The sequence below is a fragment of the Streptomyces sp. NPDC007856 genome (assembly GCF_042868225.1).
Taxonomy (GTDB): Bacteria; Actinomycetota; Actinomycetes; order Streptomycetales; family Streptomycetaceae; genus Streptomyces.
The window spans coordinates 246,779-261,576 of sequence record NZ_JBIAEC010000008.1; the positions used below are offsets into that span (position 1 = coordinate 246,779).

Annotated in this window: 13 protein-coding genes; 4 read left to right on the plus strand and 9 right to left on the minus strand. The window is 68.9% G+C overall.

Annotated features, from left to right (window positions below; all coding sequences use genetic code 11):
- Positions 1-133 precede the first annotated feature (133 nt).
- Complete coding sequence (locus ACFYOH_RS21125; RefSeq protein ID WP_388627569.1) at positions 134-403, minus strand: hypothetical protein; 270 nt, start codon at positions 401-403, stop codon at positions 134-136.
- A 315-nt stretch (positions 404-718) separates the two neighbouring features.
- Here ACFYOH_RS21125 and ACFYOH_RS21130 point away from each other — a divergent pair, with 315 nt between their 5' ends.
- Together ACFYOH_RS21130 and ACFYOH_RS21135 are read left to right on the plus strand one after the other, a co-directional pair.
- The gene (locus ACFYOH_RS21130) at positions 719-1,246 is read left to right on the plus strand and encodes a universal stress protein (protein ID WP_388627570.1); all 528 of its coding nucleotides are present in this window, start codon (positions 719-721) and stop codon (positions 1,244-1,246) included.
- A gap of 129 nt (positions 1,247-1,375) precedes the next feature.
- Positions 1,376-1,936, plus strand: coding sequence for a GPR1/FUN34/YaaH family transporter (locus tag ACFYOH_RS21135; protein ID WP_388627572.1), 561 nt, complete (start codon positions 1,376-1,378; stop codon positions 1,934-1,936).
- 146 nt (positions 1,937-2,082) lie between these two features.
- On the opposite strand, the gene glmS is transcribed toward ACFYOH_RS21135, so the two are convergent.
- Together glmS and ACFYOH_RS21145 are read right to left on the minus strand one after the other, a co-directional pair.
- Positions 2,083-3,900: a glutamine--fructose-6-phosphate transaminase (isomerizing) gene (glmS, locus tag ACFYOH_RS21140; protein ID WP_388627573.1), complete on the minus strand. Its 1,818-nt coding sequence runs from the start codon at positions 3,898-3,900 to the stop codon at positions 2,083-2,085.
- A gap of 44 nt (positions 3,901-3,944) precedes the next feature.
- Complete coding sequence (locus tag ACFYOH_RS21145; RefSeq protein ID WP_388627575.1) at positions 3,945-4,202, minus strand: hypothetical protein; 258 nt, start codon at positions 4,200-4,202, stop codon at positions 3,945-3,947.
- 164 nt (positions 4,203-4,366) lie between these two features.
- Here ACFYOH_RS21145 and ACFYOH_RS21150 point away from each other — a divergent pair, with 164 nt between their 5' ends.
- Positions 4,367-5,932, plus strand: a complete 1,566-nt coding sequence (locus ACFYOH_RS21150; protein WP_388627577.1) for a fibronectin type III domain-containing protein — start codon at positions 4,367-4,369, stop codon at positions 5,930-5,932.
- A gap of 39 nt (positions 5,933-5,971) precedes the next feature.
- Here the strand turns inward: ACFYOH_RS21150 and ACFYOH_RS21155 are convergent, their stop codons facing one another.
- The gene (locus ACFYOH_RS21155) at positions 5,972-6,853 is read right to left on the minus strand and encodes a DUF4429 domain-containing protein (protein ID WP_388627579.1); all 882 of its coding nucleotides are present in this window, start codon (positions 6,851-6,853) and stop codon (positions 5,972-5,974) included.
- A 62-nt stretch (positions 6,854-6,915) separates the two neighbouring features.
- Between ACFYOH_RS21155 and ACFYOH_RS21160 the strand changes: the two genes are divergently transcribed.
- Positions 6,916-8,520, plus strand: coding sequence for a beta-N-acetylhexosaminidase (locus ACFYOH_RS21160; protein ID WP_388627581.1), 1,605 nt, complete (start codon positions 6,916-6,918; stop codon positions 8,518-8,520).
- A gap of 146 nt (positions 8,521-8,666) precedes the next feature.
- Here the strand turns inward: ACFYOH_RS21160 and ACFYOH_RS21165 are convergent, their stop codons facing one another.
- From ACFYOH_RS21165 to desA, 5 genes are all read right to left on the minus strand, one after another.
- Positions 8,667-9,413, minus strand: coding sequence for a LysM peptidoglycan-binding domain-containing protein (locus ACFYOH_RS21165; RefSeq protein WP_388627583.1), 747 nt, complete (start codon positions 9,411-9,413; stop codon positions 8,667-8,669).
- Positions 9,414-9,751: 338 nt separating this feature from the next.
- On the minus strand, positions 9,752-11,524 hold the full coding sequence (locus ACFYOH_RS21170; protein ID WP_388627584.1) for an IucA/IucC family protein: 1,773 nt from the start codon (positions 11,522-11,524) through the stop codon (positions 9,752-9,754).
- Entirely contained in the window at positions 11,521-12,051 is a 531-nt protein-coding gene (locus tag ACFYOH_RS21175) for a GNAT family N-acetyltransferase (RefSeq protein ID WP_388627586.1), read from the minus strand. Before ACFYOH_RS21175 ends, ACFYOH_RS21170 begins: the two co-directional genes overlap by 4 nt.
- The gene (locus ACFYOH_RS21180) at positions 12,048-13,331 is read right to left on the minus strand and encodes a lysine N(6)-hydroxylase/L-ornithine N(5)-oxygenase family protein (RefSeq protein ID WP_388627587.1); all 1,284 of its coding nucleotides are present in this window, start codon (positions 13,329-13,331) and stop codon (positions 12,048-12,050) included. Before ACFYOH_RS21180 ends, ACFYOH_RS21175 begins: the two co-directional genes overlap by 4 nt.
- A complete protein-coding gene (desA, locus tag ACFYOH_RS21185) occupies positions 13,315-14,757 on the minus strand; it encodes a lysine decarboxylase DesA (RefSeq protein ID WP_388627589.1) in 1,443 nt (480 codons plus the stop codon). Before desA ends, ACFYOH_RS21180 begins: the two co-directional genes overlap by 17 nt.
- Positions 14,758-14,798: the final 41 nt, after the last annotated feature.

Sequence of the window (14,798 nt, forward strand, 5' to 3'; positions counted from 1 at the left end):
ACCGCGTAGGGTGCACAGCTGCCCGTAGACCCTTTCCGTGCAGGTCGAACGGGGGTTGGAGGGTGGTCGGGACCCCTCTTGGGCGGCATTCAGAAGTTGGCTGAAAAGAAGCGTTCGGGGGTACGAAAACAGGTCAGTCGACCGGTGTCTGTCGGCGGGTGTGACGTCCGCCTCCTTGCTCGGCGCAACGCGCCGCACAGCGCTCCGAGCGGCGCAGCAGGAAGCGGCACGCGGCCGTGACGGCGGCCAGGCCCAGGGCGGCCCCCGCCGCGCCGGCCAGCGAGGTGCCGTACCAGACCAGGACCACGGGGACGAGGACGCAGCTGAAGGCGGCCCAGCGGATCACATCGCTCACGGTGTCCGGCACGGGCGGCGGCTCGGAGGTGGATCGACGACCGGGCATGACTCCTACTCCCTGTGGCGGTGGCTCATCCCGTTCAACGCCTGTTCGACCACTCGGTCACCGGTCGTACGTCTGTTGATCCTGTGCAAACCGCCTGTACGGGGCAGCAACCATTGCGTTACGGGCGCGGCTCGTGCATGCTCCGGTGAACCCCTACGGACGTCGGGGGACCGCTTACGGAGCGTGCGCGGGATCTGGGCTCGGAAGGCGTGCCGCCGTACCCTTGGGGGTATGGGGTTGGGAAGATGTTTCCCGGACACAGCTCCGCCGCACACTGTCGTCCCACCCATAAAGGATCACAACGCCGAGACAGCCATGGCCGGTCACGAATTCTTCGAACCCGCGGACCGCAAGCGGCCGGTCGCCGATCCCACGGCGGCCGATCCCCAGGCGGCGGAAGAGCCACGCCCCAGCTGCGACCCAGCCTTCCGGCACGGAGTCGTCGTCGGCTTCGACGGCTCCACCTCCAGCGAGCGCGCCCTCGCCTACGCCATCGGCATGGCCCACCGCTCGCACTCGGGCCTGATCATCGTCCATGTCGCCAACCGGCTGCCCACCACCGTGTGGGCCGGCTGTGAGCCGCCCGTCTTCGTCGACGTGCCGGACCACCGCACCGAGGTCCTCGGCCTCGAGCTGGCCTGCGCGGACTATCTGGCCGAGGTGCCGTGGATCCTGGTCGAGCGGGGCGGCGACATCTGCCACGAACTCGAAGAGGTGGGGCGGGAGTACGAGGCGGACGCGATCGTCGTCGGGTCCACGCACGGCATCGTCGGCCGCATCTTCGGCTCCGTCGCCGGGCGGCTCGCCAAGCGGGCGCAGCGACCGGTGATCGTCATTCCCTGATCCTGGTTCTCCGAGCCTCTCAACTCCCTTTGTGCAGCGCGAAACTACTCGCGCGTAGAGGTGGTTTGTGCCCTTGTGAAGGGCGTATATCGGTCACCGCGCAACAGCACTGCATGAAGGGAGCCCGCCGTGGACAACGAAGTCTCTGCGGGAACGGGAAGCACTACCGTGGTCGGCCGACTCGCCCTGGGAATCACCCTGTTGGCGTTCGGGCTCGGTACGACCGGTGTCATTCACGGCGTAGCGGCGTCCGACGCCGTCTCAGTGGCCCACTACGTGGGCGGAGTTGCCCTGTTCCTCGTCGGCCTGCTGGCCTTCCGGGGCGGTGACAGCGCCTCCGGTACGGGCTTTGTGGCCCTCGGTGCGCTGTGGTTCACCTGGGCCGTCGCCGGCCACGGCTCGGCCGACGCGGCCGGGCTCTTCCTGCTTCTCTTCGCCCTGGTGGCGCTCACCCTGACCCTCGCGGGCGGGGACAGCCTCGGACAGGTCATGCACGGGCTGCTGTTCCTGGCGATGCTGGTGCTGGCCGTCGCGGCCTTCGCCGACAGTTCGTCTCTGGCCAAGGCGGGCGGCTGGGTGGCCGCGGTGTCCGGTGCGGTGGCCTGGTACGCGGCGACGGCCGCGGTCGCGCACTGGCCGACAGCGCTTCCTCGGCGTGCCGCCGGCCGGGGGGTGACGGCCACCGGCTGATCCGCAGCGGCACCGAATGGACCCCCACGTGCTCGGTGGCACACGTGGGGGTCCCCATTTTGCGCCTAAACCGGCGCCGCTCTCGCGGACGTGGTTGCTCGCCGCGGGGGTTGCTCGATTGTCGCTTAGGTGGTCGCGTGAATTTCCTACTCGACCGTCACCGACTTCGCGAGGTTCCTCGGCTTGTCGATGTCCCGGCCCAGGGCCTTCGCCGTGTGGTAGGCCAGGAGCTGGAGCGGGATGCCCATCAGGATGGGGTCGAGTTCGTCCTCGTTCTTCGGGACGACGATCGTCTGGTCGGCCTTCTCCTGGTGCTGGTGGGCCACCGCGAGGATCTTGCCGCTGCGGGCCTTGATCTCCTCCAGGGCCGCGCGGTTCTTCTCCAGCAGGTCGTCGTCGGGGACGATCGCGACCGTGGGCAGGGCCGGCTCGATCAGGGCCAGCGGGCCGTGCTTCAGCTCGGAGGCGGGGTAGGCCTCGGCGTGGATGTAGGAGACCTCCTTGAGCTTCAGGGAGGCCTCGCGGGCCACCGGGTAGCCCCGGACGCGGCCGATGAAGAGCATCGAGCGGGCGTCGGCGTACTGCTCGGCCAGCTCCTTGATCTGCTCCTCCTGCTTGAGGATCTCGGTGATCTGCTCGGGCAGCTTCCGCAGGCCCTCGATGATCCGCTTGCCGTCGCGGACCGAGAGGTCACGGGTGCGGCCCAGGTGCAGGGCGAGCAGCGCGAAGGCGACCGTCATGTTGGTGAAGCACTTGGTCGACACCACGCAGACCTCGGGGCCGGCGTGCACGTAGATGCCGGCGTCCGCCTCGCGGGCGATCGCGGAGCCGACCACGTTGACGACGCCGAAGACCCGGGCGCCCTTGCGCTTCAGCTCCTGGACGGCGGCGAGGACGTCGTAGGTCTCACCGGACTGGGAGACGGCCACGTACAGGGTGTCGGGGTCCACGACCGCGTTGCGGTAGCGGAACTCGGACGCCGGCTCGGCGTCGGCGGGGATACGGGCCAGCTCCTCGATCATCTGGGCGCCGATCATGCCCGCGTGGTACGAGGTGCCGCAGCCGAGGATCTTCACGCGGCGGATCTGCCGGGCCTCGCGGGCGTCCAGGTTGAGGCCGCCGAGGTGCACGGTGGAGAAGCGGTCGTCGATGCGGCCGCGCAGCACGCGGTCCACGGCGTCGGGCTGCTCGAAGATCTCCTTGTGCATGTAGGTGTCGTGGCCGCCCATGTCGTACGACTCGGCCTCCCACTCCACCGTGGTGGGCTCGGCGGTGGTGCGTGTGCCCTCGGTGGTGTACGTGCGGAAGTCGTCGGCCTTGAGGGTGGCCATCTCGCCGTCGTCCAGCGTCACTATCTGGCGGGTGTGCATGACCAGCGCGGCGATGTCGGAGGCGACGAACATCTCCTTCTCGCCGATGCCGAGGACGACCGGGGAGCCGTTGCGGGCCACCACGATCCGGTCGGGGAAGTCGGCGTGCAGGACCGCGATGCCGTAGGTGCCCTCGATCAGCCGGACCGCCTGGCGGACCCTGTCCTCCAGCTTCTCGGCGGTGGAGCGGGCGATGAGGTGGGTGAGGACCTCGGTGTCGGTCTCGGAGAGGAACTCGACGCCGTCCGCCTCCAGCTTGCGGCGCAGGTCGGAGGCGTTGTCGATGATGCCGTTGTGCACGACGGCGACCTTGTTGTCGGCCGACATGTGCGGATGGGCGTTGACGTCGGAGGGGGCGCCGTGGGTGGCCCATCGGGTGTGGGCGATGCCGGTGGTGCCCTTGAAACGCGCCGGGACCTTGGCCTCCAGGTCGCGCACCCGGCCCTTGGCCTTGACCATCTTCAGCCCGGGCGTCTTCGGGGAGGTGACGACGATGCCCGCGGAGTCGTAGCCGCGGTACTCCAGCCGCTGCAGGCCCTCCAGGAGGAGAGGGGCGACGTCACGCTTCCCGATGTATCCGACAATTCCGCACATATATAGGTATCCCGTATCCCTCGGCCCGTGGTCCCGGCCGGTTCTCAGCCGTAGACGATGCGGCGCAGCTGCCTGAGCGTCAGCTCCGGCGGTGCCACCGCCCGGTATTTCAGGTCCGCCTCGATCCGTTCGAAGATCTCCGCGTTCACCAGGCCCTGGGCCTGCAGCTCGCGGTGGCGGCGACGGACGAAATCCTGGGTCGTCTCGTCGAAAAAGGCGAGCACGTCCTGGATCACCCGCAGCGCCTCGCCCCGGCTCAGGGGTGTGGACCGCGACAGATGATCAACAAGTTCGTCGTGCACCCGTAGATCCTGGAGTACCGCCGCCGGTTTCGCAAGAATCGTGCCCGATTTCGGGCAGAGGCCTGGTGTGGGGCTGTTGGATCTCTGTTCGCGGGCTGTCCACTTTGTGTCTTGCGTCTCGTCGTCCGGACCCACGAGTTTCGGACGCCATGGACATTCTTCGTATGGGAGTACCGGACAAGCTGGCCGAGCGCATGAGCATGGCCGAGCAGCACGAGTACCTGCGCGCCAGATTCTCCCGGCGCACCATGATCAGAGGCGGTGCCGTCACGCTCGGCGCCGTCGCCGGTGGCGCGTTCGTGCCGGGCGCCACCGCCCAGGCGGCCGTGCCGACACAGGCCGCCGCCCCCGCCACCGAGACGGTCGACGGCGCCCTCGTCGCCCCCTTCGGCCGCCACCTCGCCTACGGCAGCGACCCGCGCACGGAGATGACCGTCTCCTGGCAGGTCCCGGTCGCCGTGAAGAAACCGTTCATCCGCATCGGCGCGCAGCCCTGGGACCTCTCCCGCAAGATCGAGGCCGAGGTCCGCAGCCTCTACACCCCGGCCGGCGTCGGCGCGAGCGGCGACCACACGCAGTACTACCTGCACGCCAAGCTCACCCACCTGCGCCCCGGCCGGACCTACTACTACGGCGTCGGCCACGACGGCTTCGACCCGGCCGAGCCGCACCTCGCGGGCACCCTGGGCACCTTCACCACCGCCCCCGCCCACAAGGCGCCGTTCACCTTCACCGCTTTCGGCGACCAGGGCGTCAGCTACCACGCCCTGGCCAACGACAGCCTGATCCTCGGCCAGAACCCGGCCTTCCACCTGCACGCCGGCGACATCGCGTACGGCGACCCGGCCGGCCAGGGCAAGGCCACCGACACGGGCTTCGACTCGCGCACCTGGGACCAGTTCCTGTACCAGACCGAGTCGGTCGCCAAGCAGATCCCGTGGATGGTCTCTTACGGCAACCACGACATGGAGGCCTGGTACTCGCCCAACGGCTACGGCGGCGAGGAGGCCCGCTGGACCCTCCCGGACAACGGCCCCGACGCGAAGAACCTGCCCGGCGTCTACTCCTTCGTGCACGGCAACACCGCGGTCATCTCGCTGGACCCGAACGACGTCTCCTTCGAGATCCCGGCGAACCTGGGCATCTCCGGCGGAACCCAGACCACGTGGTTCGAGGCCCAGCTGAAGAAGTACCGGTCGTCGGACGACGTCGACTTCATCGTCGTGTTCTTCCACCACTGCGCGTACTGCACCTCCACGGCGCACGCCTCGGAGGGGGGCGTGCGCCAGGAGTGGGTGCCGCTGTTCGAGAAGTACCAGGTGGACCTGGTCATCAACGGCCACAACCACCAGTACGAGCGCACCGACGTCATCAAGGGCGGCCAGGTCACCAAGAAGCTACCGATCGGCGGCACCGCCTACTCCGAGACCGAGGGCGTGGTCTACGTCACCGCCGGCGCGGCGGGCCGCAGCCTGTACGCGTTCAGTGCCCCGGACTCCTACGAGGGCAACGAGCACGAGGTCGACTCGGTCGCGTCCTTCATCAACACCAAGGACGGCAAGGTCAACGAGACCGTCACCTGGTCCCGGGTCCGCTACCTGAACTACTCCTTCCTGCGCGTGGACGTCTGCCCCGCGCCGAAGGGCCGCCAGACCACGCTGAAGGTGTCGGGCATCGCCGAGACCGGCAACCGCATCGACCACTTCACGGTGTCCCGCACGGCCAAGTAACTCCCTGAGCCGGGCCGCGGGCGGTCCTCGCACGCGCTCTCACATGCGCTTGAGGACCGCCTGCTTGGCGAGGGCGAACTCCTCCTCGGTGAGCACCCCGTCGCGCCGCAGCTCCCCCAGCTCGCGCAGCCGCCGCAGCAGGGCGTCATGGTCGTTCTCGGCGGCCGGCTCCTCGCCGAGGGGCACGGGCCGCGGGCGTATGGCGTCCTCGTCTGCGGAGGACGCGGGATGCGGCAGCCGCGCCTGTACGGCGGCGGCCACCAGCGCCATCAGCGGATCCTTCTTGAACCCCCACAGCTCGACCGCGTTCGGGTCGTACTTGGGCGGCGCCGACACCGGCGCGCCCCGCACCAGGAAGCGCAGATGGCCGTTCTCCAGACCGGCCGCGGGCTGCCACTCCACGCCGGTGACGTCCGCGAGGGGGATCGTGCGGGGGCCGCCGGAGGACTTCGCCTCCTCCGTCTTCCAGTTCCACTCCAGCCGCACCCGCTCCCCGTCGAAGCCCGCCGTGCCGTCCCCGGCGGAGGCGGACACCGGCAGCGGCGGCCCCGGCAGCAGGTACCCGTCGACCGGATCCGGTGAAACCCCGTCCAGCAGCAGGGCGTTGCGCACCTCGTCCGCGAAGTACTCGGCGACGCCGTACCGGTCGGACTCCACCGCCAGCTGGTACGGGTCGTTCGGCTCGGTGAGCCGGCCGCCGGTGGCCTGCGTCAGCGGATCGGCGCCGTCGCGCAGCCGCAGCCTCAGCCGCCCCGACCGCCGCCCCTGCTCGAAGGAGACACCGGCCAACGCCCCGAGCGGTACGACGAGTTCGCCCAGCTCGCGGCGGAACAGGCTCACGTTCTTGTCCCGCCCGGGGGTGAGCCGCAGGGCATCGCCGTCGAAGGTCCAGGTGCCGTCCTTCTGGATGATTTCCGCCATGGAGGGATTGTTTCACCGGATCTGCGGGAGAGTGGTCTCGACCACATCTGAAGGGAGCGCATGTGAGACGGAACCACAGCACGACTCCCCGAACACCTCGCATCCTCGGATCACTGCTGCTTCTGGCGGCGGCCGGGGGCTTCACCCTCGGCACGGCCCCCACGGCGCAGGCGGCCGCCCCGACACCGCTGGACCGGATCGTCCCGGCGCCCGCCTCGGCCGAGCCCGGCGGGGGCCCGTACCGCATCACCTGGGCGACCGGCGTCGACGTCGACGACTCCGCCGAGGTCCGCGGCATCGGCGCCTACCTCACCGGCATCCTGCGGCCCTCCACCGGCTATCGACTGCCGATCACCACCGGCCAGGGCGGCGGAGGCATCCAGCTCCACCTCGCCCAGGGCGACTTCGGCGCCGAGGGCTACCGGCTGCACAGCGACCCAGCCGGCGTCACCATCACCGCGAGCGCCCCCGCCGGCCTCTTCCACGGCGTACAGACCCTCCGCCAGCTGCTCCCGGCGGCAGCCGAGAAGAAGACCGCCCAGCCGGGCCCCTGGCAGATCGCCGGCGGCACCATCGAGGACCGCCCCCGCTACTCCTACCGGGGCGCCATGCTGGACGTCTCCCGGCACTTCTTCACCGTCGCGCAGGTCAAGCGGTACATCGACCAGCTGGCGATGTACAAGATCAATGAGCTGCATCTGCACCTCAGTGACGACCAGGGCTGGCGCATCGCCGTCGACTCCTGGCCGCGCCTCGCCGGCTACGGCGGTTCCACCGAGGTCGGCGGCGGCAAGGGCGGCTACTACACCAAGGCCGAGTACCGCGACATCGTCTCCTACGCCGCCTCCCGCTATCTGGAGGTCGTCCCCGAGATCGACATGCCCGGCCACACCAACGCGGCCCTCGCCTCCTACGCCCAGCTCAACTGCAACGACGTGGCACCTCCGCTGTACACCGGCACACAGGTCGGCTTCAGCTCGCTGTGTGTGCCGAAGGACGTCACGTACACCTTCGCGGACGACGTCATCCGGGAGCTGGCGGCCCTCACCCCCGGCCGCTACCTTCACATCGGAGGCGACGAGGCGCACTCCACCAGCCACCCCGACTACGTGAAGTTCATGGACCGGGTGCAGCCGATCGTCGCCAAGTACGGCAAGACCGTCATCGGCTGGCACCAGCTCACCGGCGCCCACCCGGCCAAGGGCGCCCTCGCCCAGTACTGGGGCCTGGACGGCACCAGCGCGGCCGAGAAGGCCCAGGTCGCCGAGGCCGCCAAGAACGGCACGGGCCTGATCCTGTCCCCGGCGGACCGTCTCTACCTCGACATGAAGTACACCAGCGGCACCAGGCTGGGCACGAAGTGGGCCGGTTACGTCGAGGTCCAGCGGTCGTACGACTGGAACCCCGGCAACTACCTCCCCGGCGCCCCGGCTTCGGCCATCCAGGGCGTGGAGGCCCCCCTGTGGTCGGAGACCCTGAAGACGTCGGCCGACATCGAGTACATGGCGTTCCCCCGCCTCCCGGGCGCGGCCGAACTGGCCTGGTCCCCGGCGGCCACCCACGACTGGAACACCTACAAACTCCGCCTGGCCGCCCAGGCCCCCCGCTGGGACGCCCTGGGCATCACCTATTACCGCTCACCGCAGGTCCCCTGGCCGAAGAGTTGATCACCCACTGAAGCCAAAACGACGGGCACCCCGGAGAACCGTACTCCGGGGTGCCCGTCCTTGATCCTTGGATCTTTGCCAGTGCAATTCAGAGGCAGGTGTGGCTGTCAACCGAATTGCATGTCTGACCGCTTGGAAATTCGCTGTCAGTAGGCGCTGTTCACGTTGTCGATCGAGCCGTAGCGGTGGTACGCGTAGTTGCAGGCGGCGGTGATGTTGGCGACCGGGTCGTAGATGTCCGACGAGGTGCCCGGCACGTGGTACGCGTCGAACGTCGGCTGGATCACCTGGAGCAGGCCCTTGGACGGGGTGCCCTTGACGGCGTTGGAGTCCCAGAGGTTGATGGCCTTCGGGTTGCCGGAGGACTCCCGCATGATGTTGCGGTGGATGCCGTTGTAGGTCCCCGGAATGTTGTTCTTGGCCATGATCGCCAGGGAGTGCTTGATCCAGCCGTCCAGGTTGTTGGTGTAGGTCCCGGTGGAGGCCGTGGCGGTCTTGGCCGTGGCGGTCTTGACCGTCGTGGTCTTGACCGTCGTGGTCTTGGCCGTCGCGGTCTTGGCCGTGGCGGCCTTGGTCGCGGACGGTGCCGACGTGGCCGAGGCCGACCCGGCGGGCAGGGTGAGGACCTGTCCCGTCCGGATGATGTAGGGGCTGGCGAGGTGGTTGGCCGAGGCGATGGCCTGCCAGCCGCCCGGCACATGGAGGGACCGGGCGATCGAGGCCAGGTGGTCGCCGGCCTGGACGGTGTAGGCGGTCTTGCCGGTGGGCGCGGCGGTGGCGGCCTGAGCGGCGCCCGTGGCCGTGCAGGCCAGGACGAGCGTGCCGGTGGTGACGGCGCCGCCGGCGAGGAAGCGGCGGGCCCGGGATGAGGGCTTGCGGGCATGACGGGGCATGGAGCGGTCCTTTTCCGGGGAATTGATCACCCGCAGTTGCCGGTTCCCCTCGGCAAACAGCACTGCATTTCGTTTAGCGGTGCGCTGCGGCGGGAACATTCTTAATCCGCGGGGAATAAATCGGCAATTGCCCTATTTACTAAGCGGGCTAGTTGCTCTGCGATGTCGACCATGGCCGAGTCTTTGGGGAATCCGGAAGTTAAGGGCCGCTCGCGATCCTAGGAAGCTTCGTAAGTGAACTGAGTCACGTGGCGCAAGCAAAACGACTCAATGGATTAAATGGGGAAATGCCGAGACTTCGCGGCAAAAGGGGTTAAGTCGGACATCAAGGATTGCCGTCAGAGGCCCGCCATGGGGTTCTTCAGCGTGCCCACCAGCTGGAACGCGCCGGAGGGATCGGTGAGGTCCACCATCTGCCGGTTGTTGCGCAGCTGGAGCCGGTTCAGGCAGGACAGCGCGAACTTTGGGGCGAAGAGGTCGTACCGCCGGAACTTGTCGGCAAGCTCCGGCCGCGCGTCCTGGTACTCACGGGTGACCTCGGCGACCGTGCGCCAGAAGGCGTCCTCCGCCAGGATCCCCTCGGCGGCGAGGTGCGCGGCGAGGAAGCGGAAGAAGCAGTCGAAGACGTCCGTGAAGATCGACAGGAGCTTCTTGTCCTCGGGCACGTCGACGCGGATGCGCGCGACCTGCGGCGGCAGCACGGCGTCCGGGTCCATCACCGCGATCTCCTCGGCGATGTCCTTGTGGACCGCCCGCCGCACCACCCCGTCCTTCAGCACCAGGATCACGTTCTCGCCGTGCGGCATGAACACCAGGTCATAGGCGTAGAAGCTGTGCAGGAGCGGGGTGTAGTACGCACGGAGGTAGAGCCGCAGCCATTCCGTCGGGGTGCGGCCCGACCGTTCGATCAGCGCGCCCGCGAAGGAGGCGCCGGTGTGGTCCACGTGCAGCAGGGAGGCCATGGTCGCGAGCGACTCGCCGTCCTCAAGTGAGGGCACCGGGCTCTCCCGCCACAGCGCGGCCAGCATCTTGCGGTACGGCGAGTAGCGGTCGGTGGCCTGCTCGTACTCCACGTGCCGGTAGCCGACGGCCGCCCGCTCCCGGATGATCGTGAGGCCCGTCGACTTCAGCACGGGATCGTTCTCGATCAGCTGGGCCAGCCAGTCGTTGATCGCCGGTGTGGCCTCCATGTAGGCGGCGGACAGCCCGCGCATGAAGCCCATGTTGAGGACGGACAGGGCCGTCTTCACATAGTGCTTCTCCGGGTGGGAGGTGTTGAAGAAGGTCCGGATGGATTGCTGGGCCAGGTACTCGTCGTCGCCCTCGCCGAGGCAGACCAGGTGCCGGCGGGCCACCTCGGCGGCGAAGGTGACGGAGAGCTTGTTCCACCACTGCCAGGGGTGGACCGGGATGAGGAGGTAGTCGGCGGGGTCCAGGCCCTGGCCGGTGAGTGTGGCGCGGAAGCGGGTCAGCGTGGGCTCGCCCAGCTCCTCCCGCAGGAACGACTCGTACTCGATCCCGGCACCCGCCGTGAACGCGGCCCGCGAGCGGTGCGCGGCCAGCCACACCAGCCGGACGGGGCTCGCCGCCTCCGGGGCGTACGACAGGTACTCGTGGACGCCGAACCCGAGCCGCCCGTTGTTCGCCACGAAGCAGGGGTGGCCCTCGGTCATCCCGGTCTCGACGGCCTGGAAGCCGCTGCCCGCCAGCTCCGCCGAGGTGATGCGGGGCTTGGTGAGCTTGAAGCAGGTGCCGGAGACGGTGGAGGAGATCTCCTCCAGGTAGACCGGCAGGATCTCGTCGCTCAGGCCCAGGGACTCCTTCAGCTCGATGAAGAAGTCCAGAGCGGCGAGTGGGAGCTCGGCGCCGTCGCGGTGGCGGGTGATCGAGTCGGCGTCGATCTGCCAGTGGTCGAGGGCGCGGCGGGTGGCGGTGAAGCGGTAGCGGGTCAGGCCGTCGTCGCTGCTGACGACGTACCGTCCGCCGTCGAGGGCCTCCGGCGTGATCAGGCGCTCGTGCGCGAACTCCGCGAGCGCCTTGCGTATGAGCAGACGGTTGGCGGTCGCCCAGCGCTCGGGGGAGAGGTGGGCCACGGCGTCGGCGAGGGTCATGCGGTCACCCCCGTCGCGGCGGCGAACTGCTCGCGTGTGCAGAAGCTCAGCAGCGCCTTCTTCTCCGGCTTCTGGATCTCCCGCTCGGCCACGAAACCGACGGCCGCGTTCAGGGCGTGCACGGCCTTGTTGCGTACATCCGGTTCGACCACGATCCGCTGCACCGCGGGGTCCTCGAAGAGGTGGGCCAGCACCGCCGTGATGACGGACCTGGTGAAGCCGTGGACGGGTGTGTCGGTCGCCGGGGTGAGGAAGTGCATGCCGATGTCACCGGGCCGTGCCTCGTACAGGCCGGCCAGTTCCCGGCGTGCCGGGTCGTACTTCTCCATCAGGAACACCGGCTCCCCGGCGCGCAGCCCGAGCAGCGCGTGATGGTGCTCGTCCGTCGCGATCTCCATGTAGGCCCGCTCGACGTCCTCCAGCTTCGCGTCCCGCATCATCCAGAAGGAGGCCTTGGGATGGGTGACCCAGGAGTGCAGGAGTTCGCCGTCCTTCAACGGGTCGACGGCACGGAAGGCGAAAGTCATACGGCGAACTCCTGGAAGGCGATCGTCTTCTCGACCGGGTAGTACTCGGTGCCGAGCAGCTCGCGGACGATGTACGCGTTGCGGTACGCGCCCATGCCCAGGTCGGGGCTGGTGATGCTGTGGGTGTGGACGCCCGCGTTCTGCAGGAAGACGCCGCGGCCGGTGACGTCGATGGCGTAGTTGCGGGCGACGTCGAAGCGGCCGTGGCCGTCGAAGCGCAGGCGGTCGCGGATGGGGGCGAGGAAGGCCGGGGGCTCGTAGTGGTAGCCGGTGGCCAGCAGCAGGCCCTCGGTGCGGATCTCGAAGTCCTTGTCCTGCTCGTCCTGGTGGAAGCCGAGGGTGTAGCCGCCGTCGTCATAACTGGCGTGTGTGAGGCTGGAGTTGGTGAGGAGGCGGGTGGGGAACGGGCGGTCGCCGCTCTCGACGTCCTTCTGGTAGAGCAGATCGAAGATCGCGTCGATCAGATCCGAGTTGATGCCCTTGAACAGGCCCTTCTGCTGCTCCTCCAGCCGGTAGCGGGTCCCCTCGGGCAGCGCCCGGAAGTAGTCGATGTAGTCCGGGGAGGTCATCTCCAGGGTCAGCTTGGTGTACTCCAGCGGGAAGAACCGCGGGGAGCGGGTGACCCAGTTGAGCTGGTAGCCGTGGACGTCGATCTCGGCGAGCAGCTCGTGGTAGATCTCGGCCGCGCTCTGGCCGCTGCCGACGATCGTGATGGACTTCTTCGCCTGCAGCTCCGCCTTGCGGCGCATGTACTGGGAGGTGTGCAGGAAGTCGCCGGCCAGCCCCCGGCAGGCCTGCGGGACGTAGGGGGTCGTCCCCGTGCCCAGGACCAGGTGCCGGGCACGGAACGTTTCGCCGGTCTGCGTGCGGACGACGTACAGCTCGTCCTCGTACGTCACCTCGGTGACCGTCGTGCCGAAGCGGACGCTGCCGAGCTTGTTCGCCGCCCAGCGGCAGTAGTCGTCGTACTCGACCCGCAGCGGATAGAACGACTCGCGGATGTAGAACGAGTACAGCCTGCCCTTCTCCTTCAGATAGTTGAGGAAGGAGTACGGCGAGGTCGGGTCGGCGAGGGTCACCAGGTCCGACATGAACGGGGTCTGGAGACGGGCGCCGTCCAGGAACATCCCGGCGTGCCACTCGAAGTCCGGCTTGGAGTCGAGGAAGATCCCGTGCAGGCCGGCGATGGGTTCGGTGAGGCAGGCGAGGCCGAGGTTGAAGGGGCCGAGCCCGATCCCCACGAAGTCGTGGGCCGGGCCGGCTTCAGGACGCGCGGTCAAGGGACTCTCCCAGGTACTGCTCGGCGTGGCCGGCGATCAGGTCGAGGACGGCGGCGATGTCGGCCGCCCGTGTCTCGGGGTTGAGCAGGGTGAACTTCAGGTAGTGACGGCCGCCGACCCTGGTGCCCGCGACCACGGCGTCACCGGAGGCGAACAGGGCCTTGCGGGCGTAGAGGTTGGCGCGGTCGATCTCGGCCGGGTCGGTGACGGCCGCCGGGATGTAGCGGAAGACCAGGGTGGAGAGGGCCGGCTCGACCACGACGTGGTAGCGCGGGTCGGCGGCCAGCAGCCGCCAGCCCTCCGCCGCCAGGTCGCAGACCTCGTCGAAGAGCCGCCCGATGCCCTCCGCGCCCATCACCCGTAGCGTCAGCCACAGCTTGAGGGCGTCGAAACGCCGGGTCGTCTGCAGGGACTTGTCCACCTGGTTGGGGATGCGTTCGTGCACCATGCGGCGCGGGTTGAGGTACTCCGCGTGGTAGGTGGCGTGGCGCAGGGTGGCCGCGTCCCGGACCAGCACGGCGGACGAACTCACCGGCTGGAAGAAGGACTTGTGGTAGTCGACCGTGACGGAGTCGGCGCGTTCGATGCCCGCGAGACGGTCCCGGTGCTTGAGCGAGGCGAGCAGCCCGCAGCCGTAGGCCGCGTCGACGTGCAGCCACACGCCGTACTGGGCGCACAGCTCGGCGATCTCCGGGAGCGGGTCGATGGAGCCGAAGTCGGTGGTGCCGGCGGTGGCGACGACGGCCATGGGGACGAGGCCGTCCCGGCGGCAGCGCTCCAGTTCATGGGCGAGGGCGACGGTCCGCAGCCGCTTGTCGCGGTCGACGGGGACGGGGACGATCGCCTCCTGGCCCAGCCCGAGGAGTTTGGCGGACTTCTGCACGCTGAAGTGGCTGACCTCGGAGGCGAGGATCCGCAGCTTCGCGAGCGAGTCGGTCTTGGCCTCCTCCCTCGCCAGCAGCAGCGCCTGGAGGTTGGACTGGGTGCCGCCGGAGGTGAACACACCGTCGGCGGCGGGGCCGAGGCCGATCCGGGCGGCCGTCCAGTCGATGAGCCTGCGCTCGATGAGGGTGCCGCCGGCCGACTGGTCCCAGGTGTCGAGGGAGGAGTTGACCGCGCAGAGCACGGCCTCGCCGAGTACCGCGGGGATGACGACCGGGCAGTTGAGGTGGGCGAGGTAGCGGGGGTGGTGGAAGTAGACCGCGTCACGGAGGTAGACCTCCTCCAGCTCGTCCAGGGCGGCGGTGGTGGTGCCGAGCGGGCGGTCCAGGTCGATGGCGTCGATCAGGGGGGAGAGGGCGTCGGCGGTGACGCCGGTGAACGGACGGTCGGTGGTGGCGAGTTTGGCCGCCACCCGCTCGACTCCTTCGGTCACGGAGCTGCGGTAGTGCTCCGCGGTGAGGCCATTGAGCAGGTGCGAGCGCATGCGGGGGTCCTCCGTGGGGACAGTCCGTGCGGGTTCGAAGG

Excerpts from the sequence above, each read along its gene's own strand:
- ACFYOH_RS21125 (WP_388627569.1), bottom strand. The coding sequence starts at position 403 with ATGCCCGGTCGTCGATCCACCTCCGAGCCGCCGCCCGTGCCGGACACC.
- ACFYOH_RS21130 (WP_388627570.1), top strand. The coding sequence starts at position 719 with ATGGCCGGTCACGAATTCTTCGAACCCGCGGACCGCAAGCGGCCGGTC.
- glmS (WP_388627573.1), bottom strand. The coding sequence starts at position 3,900 with ATGTGCGGAATTGTCGGATACATCGGGAAGCGTGACGTCGCCCCTCTC.
- ACFYOH_RS21150 (WP_388627577.1), top strand. The coding sequence starts at position 4,367 with ATGGGAGTACCGGACAAGCTGGCCGAGCGCATGAGCATGGCCGAGCAG.
- ACFYOH_RS21155 (WP_388627579.1), bottom strand. The coding sequence starts at position 6,853 with ATGGCGGAAATCATCCAGAAGGACGGCACCTGGACCTTCGACGGCGAT.
- ACFYOH_RS21165 (WP_388627583.1), bottom strand. The coding sequence starts at position 9,413 with ATGCCCCGTCATGCCCGCAAGCCCTCATCCCGGGCCCGCCGCTTCCTC.
- ACFYOH_RS21170 (WP_388627584.1), bottom strand. The coding sequence starts at position 11,524 with ATGACCCTCGCCGACGCCGTGGCCCACCTCTCCCCCGAGCGCTGGGCG.
- ACFYOH_RS21175 (WP_388627586.1), bottom strand. The coding sequence starts at position 12,051 with ATGACTTTCGCCTTCCGTGCCGTCGACCCGTTGAAGGACGGCGAACTC.
- desA (WP_388627589.1), bottom strand. The coding sequence starts at position 14,757 with ATGCGCTCGCACCTGCTCAATGGCCTCACCGCGGAGCACTACCGCAGC.